Source organism: Clostridium sp. FS41, assembly GCF_000954015.1.
GTDB lineage: Bacteria > Bacillota > Clostridia > Lachnospirales > Lachnospiraceae > Enterocloster > Enterocloster citroniae.
Window position 1 is genome coordinate 32,589 of sequence record NZ_JYHN01000061.1, and the last position, 20,860, is coordinate 53,448.

Sequence of the window (20,860 nt, forward strand, 5' to 3'; positions counted from 1 at the left end):
GATGTGAAAACAAGTAGAGGGATCGAAAGATTCATGGCAGGGACATTTATCCTGATCATGACAGCTGCGTTTTATGCCACAGCTGAATATAAGGGGGGATTGCCGGTCCTGCCTGTGGGAATACGCTATGCGGCGGATGTGCTGGTCATAGGCATGGGTGCTTTATGGATCATGGTCACGGTGGATATGCCTAAGATCCGGTTTCTATATTCCATCTCTGTTGTCATGATGGTCCCGGTCATGGGCATTGGACTGATATCCATGGCCATATGGCTGATCCGGTGCCAGGAGACATCCTTTGTCACCAGGGGGACCATCAATATCGTATGCCTGCTTTTAAATATATTGTGCGCCGGCGCGGGGTACTATATGTTTGGAAAAAGGACCGTTTCTTATATGCTCTATGCCGCATGCGCCACCATTGTCATCATTGCATTGGATCTTATAAAGACCTATGGGGCGGGAAATGTCCTGTCGGAATATGTGACGCTGATCACCACATTTTCAAAGAATACCGGCCCGATCATGAGAAAGCTGGAGCTGCACGACCTGACCCAGGGGCTGGGCGTGTTTGTAATGTATTATCTGTACTGCATCAAAAACAGGCAGTGGCACATTGGGGAGCTGATGGCGGCAGCATTTTTCTTTTCCACAGGTCTGAAGAGAATCGATGTGCTGGCAATCCTCACAGCGATTGCAGTGGGACTTTTGTATGATGTTGTGTCTGAAAAAATGAAGACAGCCCTGGTGGCAGTCCTGGTGGCAGGGTTGTTTGTATTTTCCTATCTGTATCTGTTCCTCATAAAAAAGGGCTGGTATCAGCCGCTTATGGATCACCTGGGGATCGATACCATGAGCAGGGGGTACATATACGATTTCTTTAAAGAGTACTATGAAATGTCCCCCTCATTTTTGGGATATGGGATCCGGTATATTTTCAAAATAAGATACGACTACAAACAATATAATGTGGGTCCCTATGTTCCGGGCATGGCCCACAACGATATCATGACCCATTTTATAGAACTGGGATTCTGGGGATTTATTTACTGGCTGTGGAGCAATACCTGGTATAAGGTCATGGCAGTGAGAAAGAAATTCGGATCACGCGCCTCTGCATTCATGCTGATGACAGTGGTATATTCTTTTGTCACATACATAACTGACAATACATTTTTTTATTATTCCATCAACATGATGGCGCATATCACCGTGATCGCATACACAGACCAACACCGCAAGACAAAAGAAGGGGGAGACGGCACATGATCAATAAAAGCAGTATGTTTGTATTCCTGAATACGATCCGAATGTACAAGTGGAAACTGATGCTGTGTATGGCGGCAACCGTGCTGGTGCTGGGATGTAAGTTTTATGAGAGCAGTTTTAAAGTCTCAACCATCTGGTTTGCCTACAATTATGAGAGGGCATCCAAGGGACTGAATCCCAACGGGTCCCGGTTTAACGCCTATGAGATCAAGTCGGAGGAGGTGCTCAGGCGGGCCCTTACCCTGGCCGGGGTCACGGAGATAACCCCGGAAGAGCTGGGAGAGCATATAACCATCCAGGTGCCTGCAAAAAGCGGCCGGGACTATATTGCTACCCAGTATAAGGTCACATATACGGCCAACGGGGACTTAACATCCGTGGATGCCCGGTCCATGCTTCAGATGGTTGCCTATGCTTACCTGGAATATTTTTATGCCAATTATACGGACAATCTCTCCGTGCTCCAATATGAACCGGCGGACCTGGAGGGATTGGAGTACCGCCAGATCGCCAGCTACTACAACACAAAACTGATCCAGCTGAAGAATTATGTGAATGGCAGGATTGATGAGAATAAAAGTTTTATCTCAGATGACGGCATCACCTTTCAGGATATCGGGGCCCGGATCGATAATCTCCTTCAGATCAACCTTGCTAATTTCCGTTCATTTGTCACAGAGAAGGGGGTATACAAAAACAGGCAGGCCTATGTGGACCTGCTGGATTACAAAAATTATAAGGACCGAAACATATACTCCATTAACACCAAAACATACGGTTTATATAAAAGCTGCATTGACCGGTATGATCCGAAGATGACAGGGGTGGTGCTGGTGCCCTCCGTGGACAAAAACCAGGATTTTTATATGTCCAAGACAAAGACGGGCATCGACCATCTGGCGGAATATGCAGTGGATGCGGAGGAGATAGCGGAAAAGAAACAATCGGATATTAAAAACAGGCAATCCATCATTGACCATATCAGCGTATCCGTAAACCAGGCGGATGACCTTATAAAGGCGGAAGGGATGATCCAGGCCATTGATCTGGAATTAAGGGATATTTCCCGGCAGGCCGTACAGATCGACATGGAATATTCCAGGTACAAAAACAAGGACTATGTCACGGTAAAGGATAACGAGATCGGCCCTCTTACCAGAATGGGCTTTGTAAAGGCCGTTATCATAGGGGCTGCGTTTACAACAATGGCGGCAATGGCTGTAATGCACAATGAGAAAAAGCGCAATGCAAGGGAGGATGGGAAGTGAAAGATTTCCAGATTGTCCGGTATGTAAGCAGCTGGAAATACCTGATCGCTTTATGTACGGTCATAGGAGGCGTGGTTTTTTACAGCTACTTCAGCCGGCAGCAGGTGTACACTGCTTACGCAATTATTTCCTACACAAATTTGGATGCTAAAAGCGGAAAAACCCCATCGGGAGCCGACATTGATGTCAGTGAAATATACTCCCCCAATGTGGTTGCGGATGCAATTGAAAAGCTGGAAAGCAATGTCAGTGTGGATTTTGTCAGGAGCAGGATAAAGGTGGAGCCCATTGTCTCAGATGAGGAGCAGAAACGGAAGGAGGCGATCCTAAAAGAGGGGGAGGAGTATGAGGAGTATCCCACAGACTATTATATTACCTTTTCCGTGGAAAGCGATTACTCCGAGGACTTTGCAAAAAATATGCTGAACACCGTGCTCAGCAGTTATTTCGATTTTTACAGCGAAAAGTATGTTGCAAGGGCGGTCATACCAAACAATGTGGTGAATATAGGCAATGACAATTACGATTATATTGAGATCATTGAGATCATGAAGCAGTCCATAGGTGAGATACTGGAGTATCTGGACAGCAACCAGGCCGGCTTCCGTTCCTCCAGGACAGGATACAGCTTTTATGATCTGATCACGTCCTACCAGCTGCTGGAGGCAGTGAGCCTGGACCGGCTGTATGTGAACGTGCTGTCGGGACAGAAAACAAGGGACAGGGCGGTTCTCATTGAAAAGAACAATGCAGAGATTGAAAGCCTTCAGATCCAGCTGGAAAAAATGAAGGCCCAGTCTGCCGAACTGCTCCTCACCATTGCCCAGTACAACCCAAAGATCCTGGAAGCCCAGGAGTACAGTACGGATACAAAGGATGCGGAGACTGCCAATTCCATCATCCTTCAGGACATTTATGAGAGAAAGGACCAGGAGGGAAATATCCTATACAGTGAGAATACATATGATACCCTGATCTCACGGTATGTGGATTATAACAAAGAGATATTCAGCCTGGAGCAGCAGATCGAGGAAAAGCAGTATATCCTGTCGTGTTTTCAGGCAGAGGACAGCGGGGCGGCTTCCGAAAGTGAGCGCATAAATGAGGGCATAAGCGATGAGGAGCTGATGGAGGGGATCAACCGTCTGGCCGAAAAGCTGAATTCCCTCCATGAGATCGTGGCCCAGACCGGCCGGGAGTATAACGGCTATTTGGTCAGCAAGAACATTGCAATGCAGAACAGCGTGGATGCATTTTCCCAGCTGAACCTGAAGATCTATATGGCGATGGCTTTTGTGCTGTTCTTCGGGATCGGGTGCTGCGGGGCGATCGTCATTGGGCGGATCGGGGATATTGTGGAATACACCCTGTACGTGGACCGAAAGACCAAACTCCCAAGCCGTTTAAGCTGTGATGAGCGGATCGAGAGCATTAAGAAAAGAGGGGCGCTGGGGACATTTACCTGTGTGGTGCTTTCCATTGACAACCTGAGAGAGGTGAACCGCGCCATCGGATATGCTGCCGGAGATAAAATATTGGAAGAAATTGGAGATACATTGAAGGCATTATCAAGGGAATACGGCTTTATCGGCTATAATGGGGCAAACCAGTTTTTGTGCCTTCTTGACAATTGTACCGGTGAAAAAGCGGAGTTCATGCTGAGTTTATTAAGCGAATCCATTAAGCAGTTCAACGAGGGGAATCCCGGGGTCATGATAGAGATGAAAGCCCGGATCGCGGACTCAAAAAAGACGGGGATTTATCAGATCAATAAACTCATTTCAAAAGCATATGAAATGGAAGGGGAAAAGATAGGTTAGATGATGGAGACAGGTTTAGTCAGTGTAATAATCACCACGTATAAACGGGAATTCTCCATGCTGAAGGAGGCCCTGGACAGTGTGCTGGCCCAGACATACGCTCGGATGGAGATCATTGTGGTGGATGACAATGGGGAAAAGGGAGAAAGGTCCCTGCAGATTGAGGAAGGGCTGAAGGCATACCCCCAGGTCCGGTATATAAAGCTGCCTGATAATTCCGGGGCCCAGGTTGCGAGAAATACCGGGATCCAGGCCAGCAGCGGTGAGTTTATTGCGTTTTTGGATGATGATGATCTCTGGGAACCGAAAAAGCTGGAAATGCAGATACCCTGTTTTGAAGATCCGCAGGTGGGACTGGTGTTCTGCCAGGGCTATGTATTTGAAGACGGTGACATGGAACACAGGCGTTTATACCACCGGGAGGGGACCTTTAAAGAAACCGTGGATTTTGACGGGATGCTGGAAAATGACACCGTGGGAACCACTTCCCAGGCGGTTGTAAGAAGGTCGGCGCTGGATGACTGCGGAATGTTTGACGTGGCCCTCCCAGCCAGGCAGGACTATGAAATGTGGCTGCGGATCCTGAAAAGGTACAAGGGGGCAGGGGTGGATGTCCCCCTGTTTAATATGAGGATCCATAAGGGGGAGAGGATCACCTCCCATCCCATGAAGGGGATCCGGGGATACCAGAAAGTTTACCGGAAGTATAAAAAGGATTTTAAGAAAAACAAAGCGGCCCGTACCAACATGCTGAATGAGATATGCTGGAGATTATGGAAGCAGGCCCACCGGTACCCGGAGAGTATGGTGTACGCGGTCAGGCTGTTTTTTGTGAACCCCGGATTTGTGCTGAAAAAGGGGCTTATGGGGAAACTCCGCCGCGTCATTAAATGGCTACTGGCCGTTCTCCTGTCTGCGCTTCTCCTGTTTGCCGCCTGGCAGAAAATACAGGCGGACCAGAACACGCTGGAACTTTCCTTTTACCATGTAAAGTCGGAAAAGGTCAAGGAGGGGTTCCGTATCGTCCAGCTTTCAGACCTGCACCTGAAGGAATTCGGGGAAAAGAACCGGGATCTTGTTGAAAGGGTGAACGCCCTGTCGCCGGATATCATTGCGGTCACGGGGGATATGAACATGGAGCACAATGACGATTACCATGTGGTCCTGGATCTGTGCAGGCAGCTGGTGGAGATCACTGATGTCTACTATGTGATGGGAAACCACGAGCTGGTGGATTACGCCCACCGGAAGACCGGTATCAGGGATGATATAGAAAAGACCGGTGTCCATATGCTCTTTAACCGTGCAGAGATGATTCAGGTAAATGGCAATGAAATCTGCATAGGCGGTCTGATCAATGAACCCTACAACTACGTGGAGTATGGGGGAAAGAAGTTTATGGATGAATATGTCCGGAGTGAGGACTTTAAGCTGCTTCTGGTCCACTATCCCGAGTATTTTATGGGGGAACTGGAGGACATGCCAGTTGACCTGGCGTTATGCGGCCACACCCATGGAGGAATCGTCCGTCTGCCTTATATAGGCGGGGTATACGCAACGGAACAGGGATTTTTCCCCCCGTTCACAGAAGGGCAGCACGAAGTAAATGGATCCGTGGTCATTGTCAGCAGGGGGCTGGGAGAGAGCCATAAGATACCCAGGATCAATAACAAACCGGAGATCGTGATCGTGGATGTGAACTGGTATTAAACAGTTGCAAAATATTCAGACAGGAATTGGCTGCAGGACAGATGCCGGAGGATGCGGCGGGGGAGGGAAGATGAAGGAACGGGCAATGAAGGAGGGGAACATCAAGGCGCGGATTAAAGCCGCTGTGGTACGCTCTGATATCTTATCAGCGTTTCGCAGGCGGGCCGTGGCGGGAATGGGGGAAATCTCATTCCGCATTATGAAACGGTCATATGGGCAGACCGCCTATGGAGACAGGATCAGGGCATTCAGGGGAAGATATGAGGGAAAACGGTGTTTTATCATAGGAAACGGGCCCAGCTTAAGACCCGAGGACCTGGATCTGCTGAAACAGGAATACACCTTTGGGGCCAACCGCATTTACCTCATGTATGGCAGGACCCTGTGGCGGCCCACCTTTTATGTCTGCCAGGACAAGGACATGCTGAAGGCGGAACAAATGAATATCACAGGAGGGAAGGCCGGGGTGGATCCCTGCAGCTGCTTTATCGGCTATAACTCCATGAAAAAGACCGGGACCCGGTTTCCGGATTCCAATCCATACCTGATGGATAACCGGGCGGCCCTGTGGAGGAAGGAGGGGCTTCCTTTTTCATTTGACTGCGAAAGGCAAGTGGCTGACGGGACCACGGTCACCTACTCCAGCATCCAGCTGGCAGTGTATATGGGGTTTACCAGGATCTATCTTCTGGGAATGGACCACCACTTTCCACATACCATTGATAAAAACAGGAGGATCACATATGATGCCGCGGTCCGGTCACATTTTGACCCAAGATACAAGGACATCTATGAGACCGTGGAGCAAAAGAGGAAGATCGTCCTTGCCGTCTATGATCAAGAGATGGCGGAAGCGGCTTATAAAAGCGCACTGGCGGCAGCGGGCAGCAGGGGAGTTGGGATATTCAATGCCACCAGGGGCGGTGAGCTGGAGGTGTTCCCAAGGGTCAGATTGGAACAGGTGATATGACAATACAAATGATGAAACAGATGACGAAACAGATTTCCATTATTATTCCCATGTATAATGCCCAGGCATACATAAAGCGCTGTATTGGCTCCGTCTTAGACCAGGGATTTGAGGACCTGGAGGTCATTGTGGTGGATGACGGGTCCGCCGATGACTCCTGCCTTGTGGCCGGCAGCTTTGGGGACGGCCGGATCCGGCTGGTAAGCCAGGGGAGAAAGGGCGTGTCATGGGCCAGGAATACCGGACTGGACCTGGCACAGGGAAGATATATTATCTTTATGGACGCGGATGACCAACTTTTGGACCATGCATTAAAAACCATGTATGATACCATATCATCCAACAAAGCGGACCTGGCCGTGTTCGGATATATCAATGAAAAGAATGGCGTGAAGTATGAAAAACGCTTTGAAGCGCCTGAGACCATGGGGCGGGATGCGGCGTTTATCCAGGTGTTCAGGAACCCGGCCTTTCGCGGCGTGTTATGGAATAAGATTTTTGTAAGGGAGAGGATGGAAGAAAGCCACATCAGGTTCCCTGCCGGCTATACCCATGGGGAGGACCTGGTCTTTGTGACGGAATATCTGAAGCAGTGCACCCGTATCTGCGTGGATCCCAGGCTGGTGTACATGTATGCCGAGAACCCCAATTCCCTTTGCAGGCAGATGTACCATGTCAATGCATTTAATGACAACTACCTGATCCTGTATGAAGCGGAAAAGGCTGTTTACACCTGTATCAGCAGGGAATCATCCGCGGTGCTGCATGCATTTGCCTTCAAACATGTGGAAACCTGCATCGATATCCTGAACCGCCTGGCCCACTTTGGATTGTTCCGCCATCAAAAGGTAAAGGAGATTTCCAAAGATGTAAGAAAACATGCAAAACAGTATCTGTTTACAAGGGACCAATATCCGAAAAAATGGATCAATGTGATCAGCGTACTGCTGATCAGCGCCTCCGGCCCTCTGTTCATGCGGGTGTATCATGTGGTTAAAAAGATTGCCTGGAGCCTGGGATTTCGGAGCAAGGTATGATAAAGGAGGAACCGTCTTATGAAAACTGCCTGTTTTATTCCCATTAAAGCCAATTCGGAACGTGTTCCCGGCAAAAACTTCCGGGTCCTTAACGGCAGAAAGTTATATGAATATATCATCAGCCATGCCATGGAAGCATGCTGTTTTGACGCCATCTATATTGACACAAACAGCCCTGAGATCACTGAATATGCCCTGGACCATGGGCTTCAGGTGATCGAGCGCCTGGAAGCCCTTGCCCAGAATACCGCCAATGGGAACGACCTGTTAGTTTACCATCAGCAGCTCCACCCGGAATATGATTACTATTTCCAGCTGTTTGCCACCGCGCCGTACCTTCAGCCGGACTCCATAAAAGGCTGCGTCAACGCGCTGGTGGACAGCGAAACCTATGACTCCTGTTTTACGGCATTAAAAAACCACGGGTTTTACTGGCTGGATACCCATCCGGTGAATTACCGCCCGGGCATCCTGCCCAGGAGCCAGGATATGCAGCCGATCATTGAGGAAACCACGGGCCTATACGGTATCTCAAAAAACTCCCTCCAGCGGTACCGCTGCCGTATCGGCAGGAAACCCTGCATATTCTTTGTGGACAAGTTTGAAGCCATTGACATCAACACGGAGGAGGACCTGGTGATGGCCGAGTACGTGGGCCGGACCCATTGGCATTATGAGGAGATAGATTAATGAAAATTCTGATCATAAATAAGTTCCTAATGCCAAAAGGAGGTTCTGAGACTTACATCATCCAGATCGGGAACTGCCTGGAGCAAATGGGCCATGATGTCCAGTATTTTGGGATGGATGAACCGGGCCGCACCCTTGGAAACCGTATCAACCAGTACACATCAAACATGGACTTCCACACCAGGGGCTTTGGCCGCCTGGCCTACCCCCTGCGGGTCCTGTATTCCAGGGAAGCCAGGCAGAAGCTTACGCGGGTCCTGGAGGATTTCCAGCCGGACGCGGTCCATATCAATAACTTCAACTACCAGCTGACCCCTTCCATTCTCTATGGCATCAGAGACCATGAAAGGAGATCGGGGAAAAGGGCGGCCGTCCTGTATACGGCCCATGATTACCAGCTGATCTGCCCCAACCACATGCTGAATTCACCGGGGGACGGACGGAACTGCGAACTGTGCGTGGATGGTCACTATGTTAGCTGCGTCAGAAAACGGTGCATCCACCTGTCCATGGCAAAGAGCCTGTTGGGCGCTGCGGAAGGGATGGTGTACAGAAAACTAAAGGTATACCAATACATTGACCGGGTCATCTGCCCCAGTTATTTTATGGAAGAGAAGATGAATCATGTGGATCTGTTTCGGGGCAGGACCATCACCATGCATAATTTTGCCGTCCGTGGGGAGGAGGTCCCCGGCGTAAAAAAGGACTATATCCTGTACTTTGGACGATATTCCAGGGAAAAGGGGATCGGGACCCTTCTTAGGGCCTGCAGGGAACTGCCGGATATCCCCTTTGTCCTTGCGGGCGCGGGGCCACTGGAGGACAGGATCAGGGGCATCCCCAACATAAAGAATCTGGGGTTTGTCAAGGGGGAAGGGTTAAACAGGCTGATCCGGGAAGCCCGGTTCAGTATCTATCCCTCGGAATATTATGAAAACTGTCCCTTTTCCGTCATAGAATCCCAGCTGCTCAGGACCCCGGTCCTGGGGGCCAGGATCGGAGGAATCCCGGAGCTGATACAGGAGGGAGTGAACGGCGCCCTGTTTACCAGCGGGGACCTGGGAGATCTGAAGGAGAAGATCAGGTATCTGTGGGACCGGCCCCAGCTGTGCGCACAGTGGTCCGATCGCTGCAGGGACATCCCATATGACACCGTGGAGACGTACTGTAACAAACTGCTGGAACTATATGGAGCAGGCCGGGAGGGGTGATGGCCGGGACTGCGGTGGATCCTGACGGTGACCAATCAGGAAAGCAAGGAGAGAAAATGACAAGGAATCTGTATGGAACCGTGATCGTAACATACCGCTGCAATGCACACTGCAATATGTGTGATTGCTTTAAATACCCCACAAAGCCGGAGGAGGAGATCACCCTGGACGTGGTCGGGAAGCTGCCTGAGATGGCATTTACCAACATCACCGGAGGGGAACCCTTCATACGCAGGGATATACCGGATATCGTAAGGGAGCTTTATAAAAAGTCGGACCGTATCGTGATCTCCACCAACGGTTATTTCACGGACCGTATCATTGACCTGTGCAGGGAATTTCCAAAGGTGGGGATACGTATCAGCATCGAGGGCCTTCAGGAGACCAATGACCGGATCCGTGGGATCCCGGACGGATTCAACCGTGGTTACCGGACCCTGACCGCCCTGGTTGGAATGGGGCATCCGGATGTGGGATTTGGGATGACGGTCCAGGATATGAACTGTGAGGACCTGGTCCCCCTCTACCGCCTGTCGGACCAGATGGGGATGGAGTTTGCCACAGCCGCACTGCACAATTCCTTTTATTTCAGGAAGAACGATAACCGCATAGAAGATAAGAAAAAAGTGGCTGAACATTTTGAACAGCTGATCTGTGAGCTGTTAAAAAGCAGTTCACCCAAGAAATGGTTCCGGGCGTATTTTAATCACGGGCTGATCAATTACATATACGGGAACCCCCGTCTGCTCCCCTGCGACATGTCCAGAAACGCATTTTTTATCGACCCTTTCTGTGATGTGATCCCCTGCAACGGAATGTGCCAAAAGGCGGTCATGGGAAACTTAAGGGAACAGGAGTGGGAGGAACTGTGGAACTCAGAGCAGGCCAGGCAGGTGAGGCGCCTCACAAGGGAATGCCAAAGGAACTGCTGGATGATCGGAAGCGCATCCCCCGCCATGCACAGATATATCTGGGTACCGGCCTGGTGGGTTATAAAGCACAAGTTTCTTAAGGGGGGACGGTATTCCCTGGATGAAAATTCTTTTATATTATGAAAATAGCGGCAGGAGGGCGACAATGGATGAACATAGAAAAACCATAATGATGGTGGACAGCCGACCTGTACAGAGAGAGAAAGTAAAAGAAATACTTGAAGGCACATATGAAATCAAGGAAGCTGAAAGTGAGGAGGACGCCATCCTGCAGCTTACATGGGCAGGTCCTGTGGATGCCATACTTCTGGGCAGCCTGATGCATGGGAGCAGGACCATGGGTTTTCTGGACCATATCCGTAAGTCCGGTTACGCCTCCGTCCCTGTTATTGTAATTCTGGAGGATTCCGGGGAAGAACGCGGTTTAAAAGCCCTGGACCACGGGGCGTGGGATTACGTGACCGGGCCCATCCGGCCTAAGACGCTGAAAAACAGGCTGGACCATGCGCTCCTGTCCCACAGGATGCCCCTGTCTCCCGGGAGCTCTCCTGGGAGTGAGCTTTCTCCATACAGCACATCACTTCACAAGGAGTTTTGCTATATGAGGGACCGGGACCGGCTTACAGGATTGTATAACCGTGAAAAGATGTTTGCGGAAACAAGGCGTATGATCGACCGGCATATGGATATCTTGTTTGTATTTCTGCGTTTTGATATAGATAGGTTCCGGCTGTATAATGCTGTGTTTGGCGAAAAAAGGGGAGATAAGCTTCTCCTGCTGCTGGCAGATACCATAGAGGGCATAACCGGGTGCTTTGAGTTCTGTACCTATGGAAGGATCAACGCGGACACATTCTGCATATGCGAGCCATATGACTGTGAAAAGCTGAACATGCAGGTGCAGATGGTAAAGGAGGAACTGGCCGGATTTGAGGAGGACTATCTCTTGGAACCCACGGTGGGCGCGTATATTGTGGAGGAGCCTGATCTTGCAGTGGAGGAGATGTATATACGGGCATTTATAGGAAGCAAAAAATGCAAAAACAAGTTTGCCTCCTATCTGGGATTCTACGATATGGACGAGGGGATCAGGGAGGCGGAGGAGGCAGCCATTGTCAGCAGCATGCAGACAGCCATGGATGAGGAGCAGTTTGTCGTCTATTTCCAGCCCAAATTTGATATTACCAATGAAAGGGATGTTGGGGCGGAGGCATTGGTGAGATGGAAGCATCCCGATACGGGCCTGCTGTCACCAAAGTATTTTATCCCTGTTTTTGAAAGGAACGGTTTTATCTCCAGGCTGGACTATTATGTATGGGAGCATGTGTGCAGGCTCATACATAAGTGGCTTCAGGACGGGATCAGCCTGCACCCCATTACGGTGAACATATCAAGGATCAGTCTGTATAACCCCAAGCTGTCATGCATTCTGCTGGAGCTGATCAGAAGGTATGATGTGCCTATCGGCCTGCTGAATCTGGAGATAACGGAAAGCGCCTATGTGTCCGACCCGGAAGTGATACAGGAAGCGGTCCGGAGACTGCACCAGGCAGGATTCATATTGCTCATGGACGATTTTGGAAGCGGTTATTCTTCCCTGAACATGCTCAAGGACATTGAGGTGGATGTACTGAAAATCGACATGCAGTTTTTGTCTGGCGGCGTATCTCCCGGGAAAGGGAAGATTATCCTGGAGTCCGTGATCCAGATGGCAAATAACCTGGGGATGCCTGTTGTCATGGAGGGAGTGGAGACTCAGGAACAAAAGCGGTTCTTATACAAAATAGGCTGTAATTATGTACAGGGATTCTATTATGCCAGGCCCATGCCCCAGGAGGAGTATGAGACAAAATATATTTACAGGAAAAAAGAGGTTAGGGGATGACCCGGGGGTTAAAAGAGTGAGAGCACAGGGGGAAGGAACACCATGAAGAACGCAAGGACAAAGCATCTGGATTTTATTATTGGGGATATGCTGGCTTTGGGCATGGCCCAGTTTCTGATGATGATCCTGAACCAGGATAAACTGAACAGGGTGCTGTATACGTATTACATCCAGCTGGGGATCCTGCTGGTGGTCATCACCCTATCGGTTGCATTTATGACCGATGGCTACAGTAATATCCTTCACAGAGGGTACCTGAAGGAAATGATCGCGGTAAGCCGTCAGATGACCATAACCTTTGCAGTGGAGGTCATATGTCTGTTTGCATTCCAGTTAAGCGGGCTTTTCTCAAGAGTGGTCCTCTTTGCCATATTCGTTCTCGGCATCCTGTTTATATATGGGGAACGTCTGCTGATAAAAAGATTCCTGAAAAGGAAATACCAGAAAATCAAATATGCCCGGACGATCATGGTGATCGCCACAAAACAGCAGGCAGAAGTTTTGATCGGGCGTTTGTCTGCCAGGGATTTTTCAGTCTTTCATATCCAGGGACTAGCGGTTACTGACCGGAATATGAAGGGGGAGAGGATACAGGGGATTACGGTGAGTTGTTCCATGGGTGAGGTGACCGATTATGTAACCGGCCATATTGTGGACGAGATCCTGTTAAGCATACCGGATGATCCCCAGCAGGAATCGGAACTGGCCAATCAGTTCCTGTCCATTGGAATGGTGGTCCATGTCTATATTGAACAGTTTCTTCAGGACATACCCAGGAAGACCCTGGAAAAGATCTGCGATATAAATGTGGTAACCTGCTATAACCGGGAGATCCCCCCGAGATCATTGTTTTGCAAACGGATGCTGGACATTGTGGGGAGTCTGATGGGGGTGGTGATGGCATTTGGGGTGGGCCTTGTGATCGGACCCATGATATACATGAAGTCTCCGGGTCCCATTCTTTTTTCCCAGATCAGGGTGGGAAAAAATGGCCGCAAATTCAGGTTATATAAATTCCGTTCCATGGTTATGGATGCGGAGCAGCAGAAGGAAAGCCTGATGGCCCGCAACAAGATCCGTGGAAATATGTTTAAGATCGATGACGATCCCAGGATCATTCCTGGCATTGGCTAATTTATCAGAGGGACCAGTCTGGATGAATTTCCCCAGTTCTTTAATGTGCTCAAAGGGGATATGAGCCTGGTGGGGACAAGGCCGCCCACCGTGGACGAGTATGAGTCATACAGCTTTGCCCACAAAAAGCGTCTGGCCATGAAGCCGGGAATCACCGGCCTGTGGCAGATCAGCGGAAGAAGCGACATCACGGACTTTGAGCAGGTGGTAAAACTGGACAGCCGGTATATTGACCAGTGGGATTTGGAAATGGACCTGAAGATTATTTTCAGGACGATCCTTGTCATGCTGGAACGAAAGGGGAGCGTGTGACAGCGGGTATGACAATGGGTATGACAGGGGGTATGACAGCGGGCAGAAAACAGTCCGGTACACGGACCGGACTGAGGGCGGCTATTCCGGGGCAAAGTTATTACCGTGACCGGAACATGGTTTCTATATAGGCGAGAATAAGTGGCGCGATTCCTTTTGCATCATTTTCCACCACGGGTTCGCGCATATAATAGTCAAAGGTCCCTTCACGCATATCTGAGTTGCCAAGACCGGCCACCAGACAGATGCCCCCAAGCTGCAGTTTTCCGTCTTTTTCGGAAAGATAAGTTTTGCAGATGCCATTGAAGGCCCTTTCACCGTAACAGTAATATTCATCAGGCAGATATCCCAGCCGGACGCTTTTCATAATGGCATACGAGAAAATAGCTGAGCCGGATTCCTCCAGATAATTAGGAAGGATACCGCCCCGGTTAACTACCTGGTACCACATGCCGGAATTTTCATCCTGGTAGGGCAGCATGGCATCGATCAGTTCCCTGTAGATTGAATTCATGCGTTTCTTTTCTTCCTTCATGAAGTCGGGCATGACTTCCATGGTGTCGATCAGGGCCATGGCGTACCAGCCCATGGCTCTGAGCCAGAACGTATCAGACAGCCCGGTGACCTTATCACACCAGAACATCCGGCGGGAGTCGTCATATGCATGGTAATAGAGGCCGTTCCTGGTATCACGCATCAGCTGATAGACATTTAAAAACTGCTCATATGAGTCCATACAGTTTTTGCAGCTGTTATATTCTGTCTCATACTGCATATAAAAGGGCTGTGCCATATAGAGGCCGTCCAGCCATATCTGGTTGGGATATATTTTTTTGTGCCAGAAGTTGCCTGTGGATGTGCGCGGCTGTCCAAGAAGCTGGCTGTAGACCGTGTCCATGGCCCGGCGGTATTTTTCCCTGTGTGTAAGATGGTAAAGGTCAAAGAGTGTTTTGCCCGCGTTTACATTATCAAGATTATACTCCTTGGGGTTATAAGATAGGATCGATCCGTCTTCCTTAACAAAGTAATCAATAAATCCATCGGCAAAATCCAGAAACTGTTGTTTCTTTGTTATATAATACAGTTCAATGACAGCATTTATCATACACCCATCAATGTAATTCCAATTGGGCTTTCTTCCTTCTTTTATGTTCTCAATATTCCATACAGGAGCTTGCGGTGTACTCTGTGCAAGCAATTGATCAATATAACAATCCAGAATTTCCATCTTTCAAATACTCCTTTATAATTATCGGTAATATGCCTTCAGTCAAATACATCATAATGTGATGCGGAAACGTTTGCAATAATATCAATGGTAAATATTCCTATTAATGATCGGAAATATCCCAAGTTGTAAAAGATTATTACTACAAATTCCATAAAAAATTGAATATATAGCTTTAGAAATATATTACCACAAAGACACCACAAAGATAAATGTAAATCATGCACAAAAATATATGAAAATACTATACATAATGCACGGTTGACATCGAACAAAAATGGTGTTACTATGAAAATACAAGAAAATAAAATGCATATTTGCTTGAAAAATCGAATTGTAATAGCTTACAAATAGCAGATATGCATAATATTTTAAATTTATTTGCAAAGGTTTGCAAATTGAAAAAGTAAGAATGGAAGGGAGAAAAAGAATGAAGAAAAGAATGAAAAAGGCAGTATCACTGGCTCTGGCGGCAGCAATGGTATTATCTCTTGCAGCCTGCGGGAATGGAGGCGGCTCCAAGGAGGGAACAAGTCAGGCGGCAGCTGAAAGCGGTGCGGAGTCAGACGGAGAAGTAAACCTTAAGTTTTGCTGGTGGGGAGGCGATTCCAGGCATGAAGCCACTGAAAAGGCTGTGGAGGCATTCATGGTCAAGTATCCGAATATTAAGGTGGAATGCGAGTATGGCGCATGGACCGGATGGGAGGAGAAACAGTCTCTGGCAATCCAGGGAGGCAATGCTGCTGATGTGATGCAGATCAACTGGAACTGGATTACCTCTTACAGCGGCAACGGCACCAACTTTGCCAATCTGGAAGATTACAGTGAGGTCCTGGATCTGGCACAGTTTGACCAGGGCAGTCTGGAGCAGTGCAAGGCCGATGGCAAGCTGATGGCTGTGCCGGTAGCGATGACAGGGCGTTTGTTCTACTGGAATAAAACCACATTTGATGAGGTTGGATGTGATATTCCTGTGGATGAAGCTTCTCTTTTAGAGGCGGGAGCAAAGTTCAAGGCATTTAATGAGGGTTACTATCCTTTGGCCATGATGGAATATGACCGCGCTGTTTTTATGGTGTATTATCTGGAAAGCGTATATGGGAAGCCCTGGGTTGAGAATGGAGAGCTTCAGTATACGGCGGAAGAGATCCAGTCAGCTATGGATTTCATGACAAAGCTGGAGGAAGCTCATGTTATCCCGACCATTGCCACGCTTCAGGGTGATATGGCTGATTCTCTGGATAAGAATGCAAAGGTTATTAACGGCCAGTATGCGGGTGTGTTTGAGTGGGATTCGGCAGTTACCAAAGTTCAGAAGGCAATTGTGGAGAGCACTGATAAGCCCGGACAGGAACTGGTGATCGGTGATTTTATTAAGTTTGGCGATTACAATGGCGGTTTCACCAAGATTTCCATGGCTCTGGCAGTATCCGCCAATTCAGCCCATCCGAAGGAAGCGGCTATGCTGATAAATTATCTGTTAAATGATGAAGAAGGCATCGAAATTTGCGGTACTGAGCGAGGAATCCCCTGTTCAGCCCAGGGGATGGCAGTACTCAAAGATAAGGGGATCGGTGACGCCCTTGTTATGGAAGCCAATGAAAAGGTTTTGGGATATTCCAAATTCCCCCTGGATCCCATGTTTGAACACAATGACTTAAAAGCCAATCCGGACGGAGTATATTATAAAGTGTTCGGCAAGTTAAGCGCAGGCGACATCAGTTCGGCCAAAGCCGCAGAGGATCTGATGAAAGGCATTGATGACTGTTACAATTACTAACAGTATGGGGTTTGCAGCAGGCATGCTGCCTGTGTAAAAGCAAAAAGGCTTTTTGAACAAGAACATTTGGAGGTAACCGTATGAAAAACAAGAAAGGATTCCTGGCAATGAACATCGGCCTGTTTTATATTCTCCCGTGGCTGGTCGGATTTCTTTTGTTCAAGGTATATCCGTTTGCATCTTCGCTGTATTACAGCTTCACTAACTACGACTTGTTTAACGGCATAACAAAGACAGGGCTCATGAATTACGAAAAGATATTTACTGATGAAGATATTATCAAAGCATTTGCGGTTACCTTTAAGTATGCCATATTTGATGTACCCCTGAAGCTGGCCTTTGCACTGTTTATTGCCTATATTCTGAACTTTAAGCTGAAAGGCGTTAATTTTTTTAGGACAGCTTACTATATCCCCTCCATTCTGGGCGGTTCCATTGCCATCGCTATCCTGTGGAGGGCCGTGTTCAATACAGATGGTTTGATCAACACGGTAATCACATTTTTCGGCGGTCCTAAGATCAACTGGATGGCCGGAGCAAACAGCGCTCTATTTGTGATCGTGCTTTTGCGTGTGTGGCAGTTTGGCTCTGCCATGGTAATATTTCTGGCAGCATTAAAAGGTGTGTCGGAGGACCTCTATGAGGCTGCTTCCATTGACGGGGCCGGAAAATGGACTCAGTTTTTTAAGATCACTGTGCCGCTGATCACGCCGGTTATCTTTTATAACCTGATCACACAGCTCTGCCAGGCGTTCCAGGAATTTAACGCTCCGTTCCTGGTGACAAAGGGAGGACCGAACGGAGCCACGACCCTGATTTCAATGCTGATTTACAATAATGCATTCCTGCGTCATAAGATGGGCATGGCAAGTGCCCAGGCATGGATCCTGTTCCTGATTGTCATGACTTTGACCGCGGCTGCATTCATAAGCCAGAAAAAGTGGGTCTATTATTCAGATGAGGAAGGAAGGTAGGGCCTGATGACAAGAGAGACAAAACATAAAATCAGTACAATAATCCGTTATACTCTTTTAATCCTGGTTGGTTTCATTATGGTATATCCGTTGATCTGGATGGTGGGCGCTACCTTTAAGACTAATTCCGAGATATTCACCAGCGCATGGTTTATTCCCAAGAATCCTGTGTTTGACGGTTATAACAATGCGTTTAAAAGCTACGGCGGCAAGATAAGCCTGATTACTTCCCTGATCAATACATATAAGATCGTAATCCCCAAGGTGATCTTTACAGTGTTTTCCGCTGTGATTGCAGCATACGGATTTGGAAGGTTTGACTTCAAAGGAAAGAAGATATTTTTTGCCCTGCTGATGTCTACCCTGTTCCTGCCCCAGGTAGTGTTGAACGCACCCCAGTACATCATGTTTAATAAATGGAACTGGGTTAACACCTACCTTCCCCTGGTCCTGCCCTCGCTGTTTGCAGTTGACACATATTTTGTGTTCATGCTGATCCAGTTCCTGAGAGGAGTGCCAAAGGAACTGGAGGAGGCCGCGAAGATTGACGGGTGCAATACATTAAAAACCTTGTGGTATGTGATCGTACCTATGCTGAAGCCGTCCCTTGTGTCCTGCGCATTGTTCCAGTTCATGTGGACGAACAACGATTTCCAGGGACCGTTGATCTATATTTCCGATATGCAGAAGTATACCAATTCCGTATACCTTCGCATGTCCATGGACAGCGATGTGGGATTCCAGTGGAATCGTATCCTGGCCATGTCCCTCATTTCCATACTTCCGTCCCTGATCGTATTTTTCTGTGCCCAGGATTCCTTTATTGACGGTATTGCCGCAGGGGGAGTTAAAGGCTGAGAAAAATTGGAAAATTATAACTGCTCAGGACGTCCGATGTGAAAATGGTGCCAAAACGGACTTATAATTTCTGTAATAGTGGGGAACTCCGGTCAGGGGTCCCCGCTATTACTGTATATGAACCGTATATACTTTACGCCTGGATTGTGCTAAAATATTTTGAAAGGAGTCTGGATCTATGGAACTAAAGGTGATTTACAAAAATGCGCGCTGTGCCGTGCTGGAGATAGGGGATGGAGGAGCATACGAGACCCTGGAACCCTACGATATTTTCCTTAATGGGGAATTTTTTTTGGAAACAGAAAGGACCATAACAAGCCTGTATGATCTAGAACCGGAGACATTTTATAAGGTGGAAATCCGGCGCGCGGCGTTTGGGGACAGAGCGGATGCACAGGAAGATACTGCGTTTTGCGCTGAGGCAGGATTCACAACGGACCGGGAATTTGTGACGCTGAATGTGCGGGATTTCGGTGCCAAAGGAGATGGGATACAGGATGACACGCTGTTTATTCAGTCTGCCGTCATGGCCTGCCCAAAGGACAGCCGGGTACTGGTACCGGCAGGTACTTACCGTATTGTATCACTGTTTCTAAAAGATAATGTGAAGATTGAGTTGGAAAAAGGGGCGGTTTTGTCTGCTGATACAGACAGATCCAGGTTCCCGGTATTGAAAGGGATGATCAAAAGCTTTGATGGTAAAGATGAATACAATCTGGGAACATGGGAGGGGGATCCTCTGCCCATGTTTTCAGCAGTGGTCACGGGCATTAATATAGAAAATGCCGTCATCTATGGCAGGGGAGTGATTGAAGGAAATGCAGGATTCGGTGAAGAAAACTGGTGGCACGATCCCAAAAAGATGAAAACAGCTTTTCGGCCGCGGATGATTTTTCTGGAACGGTGTAAGCATGTGGTTATACAGGGACTCACTCTGCGCAACAGCCCCAGCTGGAATATACACCCTTATTTTTCAGAGCATTTAAAATTCCTGGATCTTAGGGTATTGAGCCCTAAGGACTCGCCTAACACAGATGGTTTGGACCCGGAGTCCTGCAGGGATGTGGAGATCACAGGAATCTGTTTTTCAGTGGGAGATGACTGTATTGCTGTCAAATCCGGTAAGATTTATATGGGAACCACTTACAAAAGACCTTCGGAGGACATTGTTGTATCAAGATGCTGCATGAGGGACGGACACGGTTCAGTTACCATAGGAAGTGAGATGGCGGGGGGAGTTAAGAACCTGACGGTCAGGGACTGTGTATTCCGGCATACGGACCGGGGGCTGCGCATTAAAACCCGCAGGGGCAGAGGGAAAAATGCTGTGGTGGATGGTATCCTGTTTGAGCGTATCCACATGGATCAAGTGAAGACGCCGTTTGTGATCAACAGCTTTTATTACTGTGATCCGGACGGAAACAGTGAGTATGTAAGGACAAAGGAGAGGCTTCCTGTGGATGACAGGACCCCATGGATCAAGCATCTTACATTTCGGGATATAGAGGCGGTGAACTGCCATGTGGCGGCCGCCTATCTGTACGGTCTTCCTGAACGGAAGATAGGAAAGGTGGAGATGGAACGCGTCTCCATAAGCTTTGCACCGGAGGCACAGAAGGGACAGCCGGCCATGATGGAGGGCTGCAGTGAGCAGACCTGCCGCCAGGGGATCTATGCAAATAATATAGAAGAGCTGGTTCTTCGGAATGTGAAGATAGAGGGGCAGCTGGGGCCGGAGATTGAGACGGAACATATAGGACATATAGATAAAAGATAATGGGA

Annotated in this window: 15 protein-coding genes and 1 pseudogene; 15 read left to right on the forward strand and 1 reads right to left on the reverse strand. The window is 48.4% G+C overall.

Annotated elements, in window-relative coordinates; all coding sequences use genetic code 11:
- Positions 1–3 precede the first annotated feature (3 nt).
- The 11 genes and pseudogenes from CLFS41_RS14700 (at position 4) to CLFS41_RS14750 (ending at position 14,238) form a co-directional block, all read left to right on the forward strand.
- Positions 4–1,269 carry an O-antigen ligase family protein gene (locus tag CLFS41_RS14700; RefSeq protein ID WP_242856872.1) on the forward strand — a complete coding sequence of 422 codons (1,266 nt, stop codon included), beginning with the start codon at positions 4–6 and terminating at the stop codon, positions 1,267–1,269.
- Positions 1,266–2,537, forward strand: coding sequence for a hypothetical protein (locus CLFS41_RS14705; RefSeq protein WP_045092707.1), 1,272 nt, complete (start codon positions 1,266–1,268; stop codon positions 2,535–2,537). Before CLFS41_RS14700 ends, CLFS41_RS14705 begins: the two co-directional genes overlap by 4 nt.
- Positions 2,534–4,357 (forward strand): diguanylate cyclase, encoded by a 1,824-nt coding sequence (locus tag CLFS41_RS14710; protein ID WP_045092708.1) that lies wholly within the window; start codon positions 2,534–2,536, stop codon positions 4,355–4,357. The genes CLFS41_RS14705 and CLFS41_RS14710 overlap by 4 nt, the downstream gene beginning before the upstream one ends.
- Positions 4,358–6,067: a glycosyltransferase gene (locus CLFS41_RS29015; RefSeq protein ID WP_052665753.1), complete on the forward strand. Its 1,710-nt coding sequence runs from the start codon at positions 4,358–4,360 to the stop codon at positions 6,065–6,067.
- A 70-nt stretch (positions 6,068–6,137) separates the two neighbouring features.
- Positions 6,138–7,037, forward strand: a complete 900-nt coding sequence (locus CLFS41_RS14720; RefSeq protein ID WP_007861462.1) for a 6-hydroxymethylpterin diphosphokinase MptE-like protein — start codon at positions 6,138–6,140, stop codon at positions 7,035–7,037.
- The gene (locus CLFS41_RS14725; protein ID WP_007861460.1) at positions 7,034–8,074 is read left to right on the forward strand and encodes a glycosyltransferase family 2 protein; all 1,041 of its coding nucleotides are present in this window, start codon (positions 7,034–7,036) and stop codon (positions 8,072–8,074) included. Before CLFS41_RS14720 ends, CLFS41_RS14725 begins: the two co-directional genes overlap by 4 nt.
- 18 nt (positions 8,075–8,092) lie before the next feature.
- Positions 8,093–8,764, forward strand: a complete 672-nt coding sequence (locus tag CLFS41_RS14730) for an acylneuraminate cytidylyltransferase family protein (RefSeq protein WP_045092709.1) — start codon at positions 8,093–8,095, stop codon at positions 8,762–8,764.
- Positions 8,764–9,975 (forward strand): glycosyltransferase, encoded by a 1,212-nt coding sequence (locus tag CLFS41_RS14735; RefSeq protein ID WP_045092710.1) that lies wholly within the window; start codon positions 8,764–8,766, stop codon positions 9,973–9,975. Before CLFS41_RS14730 ends, CLFS41_RS14735 begins: the two co-directional genes overlap by 1 nt.
- 56 nt (positions 9,976–10,031) lie before the next feature.
- Complete coding sequence (locus CLFS41_RS14740; protein ID WP_007861444.1) at positions 10,032–11,030, forward strand: radical SAM protein; 999 nt, start codon at positions 10,032–10,034, stop codon at positions 11,028–11,030.
- Between the two features lie 22 nt (positions 11,031–11,052).
- Positions 11,053–12,792 carry an EAL domain-containing protein gene (locus tag CLFS41_RS14745; protein ID WP_045092711.1) on the forward strand — a complete coding sequence of 580 codons (1,740 nt, stop codon included), beginning with the start codon at positions 11,053–11,055 and terminating at the stop codon, positions 12,790–12,792.
- Between the two features lie 216 nt (positions 12,793–13,008).
- Positions 13,009–14,238, forward strand: a pseudogene (locus tag CLFS41_RS14750) (sugar transferase).
- Positions 14,239–14,338: 100 nt separating this feature from the next.
- Here the strand turns inward: CLFS41_RS14750 and CLFS41_RS14755 are convergent.
- A complete protein-coding gene (locus CLFS41_RS14755; RefSeq protein ID WP_007861435.1) occupies positions 14,339–15,466 on the reverse strand; it encodes a glycoside hydrolase family 88 protein in 1,128 nt (375 codons plus the stop codon).
- Positions 15,467–15,896: 430 nt separating this feature from the next.
- Between CLFS41_RS14755 and CLFS41_RS14760 the strand changes: the two genes are divergently transcribed.
- The 4 genes from CLFS41_RS14760 to CLFS41_RS14775 all read left to right on the forward strand — a co-directional run bounded on the left by CLFS41_RS14760 (position 15,897) and on the right by CLFS41_RS14775 (position 20,855).
- On the forward strand, positions 15,897–17,246 hold the full coding sequence (locus tag CLFS41_RS14760) for an ABC transporter substrate-binding protein (RefSeq protein WP_045092712.1): 1,350 nt from the start codon (positions 15,897–15,899) through the stop codon (positions 17,244–17,246).
- Positions 17,247–17,326: 80 nt separating this feature from the next.
- The gene (locus tag CLFS41_RS14765; protein ID WP_045092713.1) at positions 17,327–18,220 is read left to right on the forward strand and encodes a sugar ABC transporter permease; all 894 of its coding nucleotides are present in this window, start codon (positions 17,327–17,329) and stop codon (positions 18,218–18,220) included.
- Positions 18,221–18,226: 6 nt separating this feature from the next.
- On the forward strand, positions 18,227–19,078 hold the full coding sequence (locus CLFS41_RS14770; RefSeq protein ID WP_007861431.1) for a carbohydrate ABC transporter permease: 852 nt from the start codon (positions 18,227–18,229) through the stop codon (positions 19,076–19,078).
- Between the two features lie 178 nt (positions 19,079–19,256).
- Positions 19,257–20,855 (forward strand): glycoside hydrolase family 28 protein, encoded by a 1,599-nt coding sequence (locus tag CLFS41_RS14775; protein WP_045092714.1) that lies wholly within the window; start codon positions 19,257–19,259, stop codon positions 20,853–20,855.
- Positions 20,856–20,860: the final 5 nt, after the last annotated feature.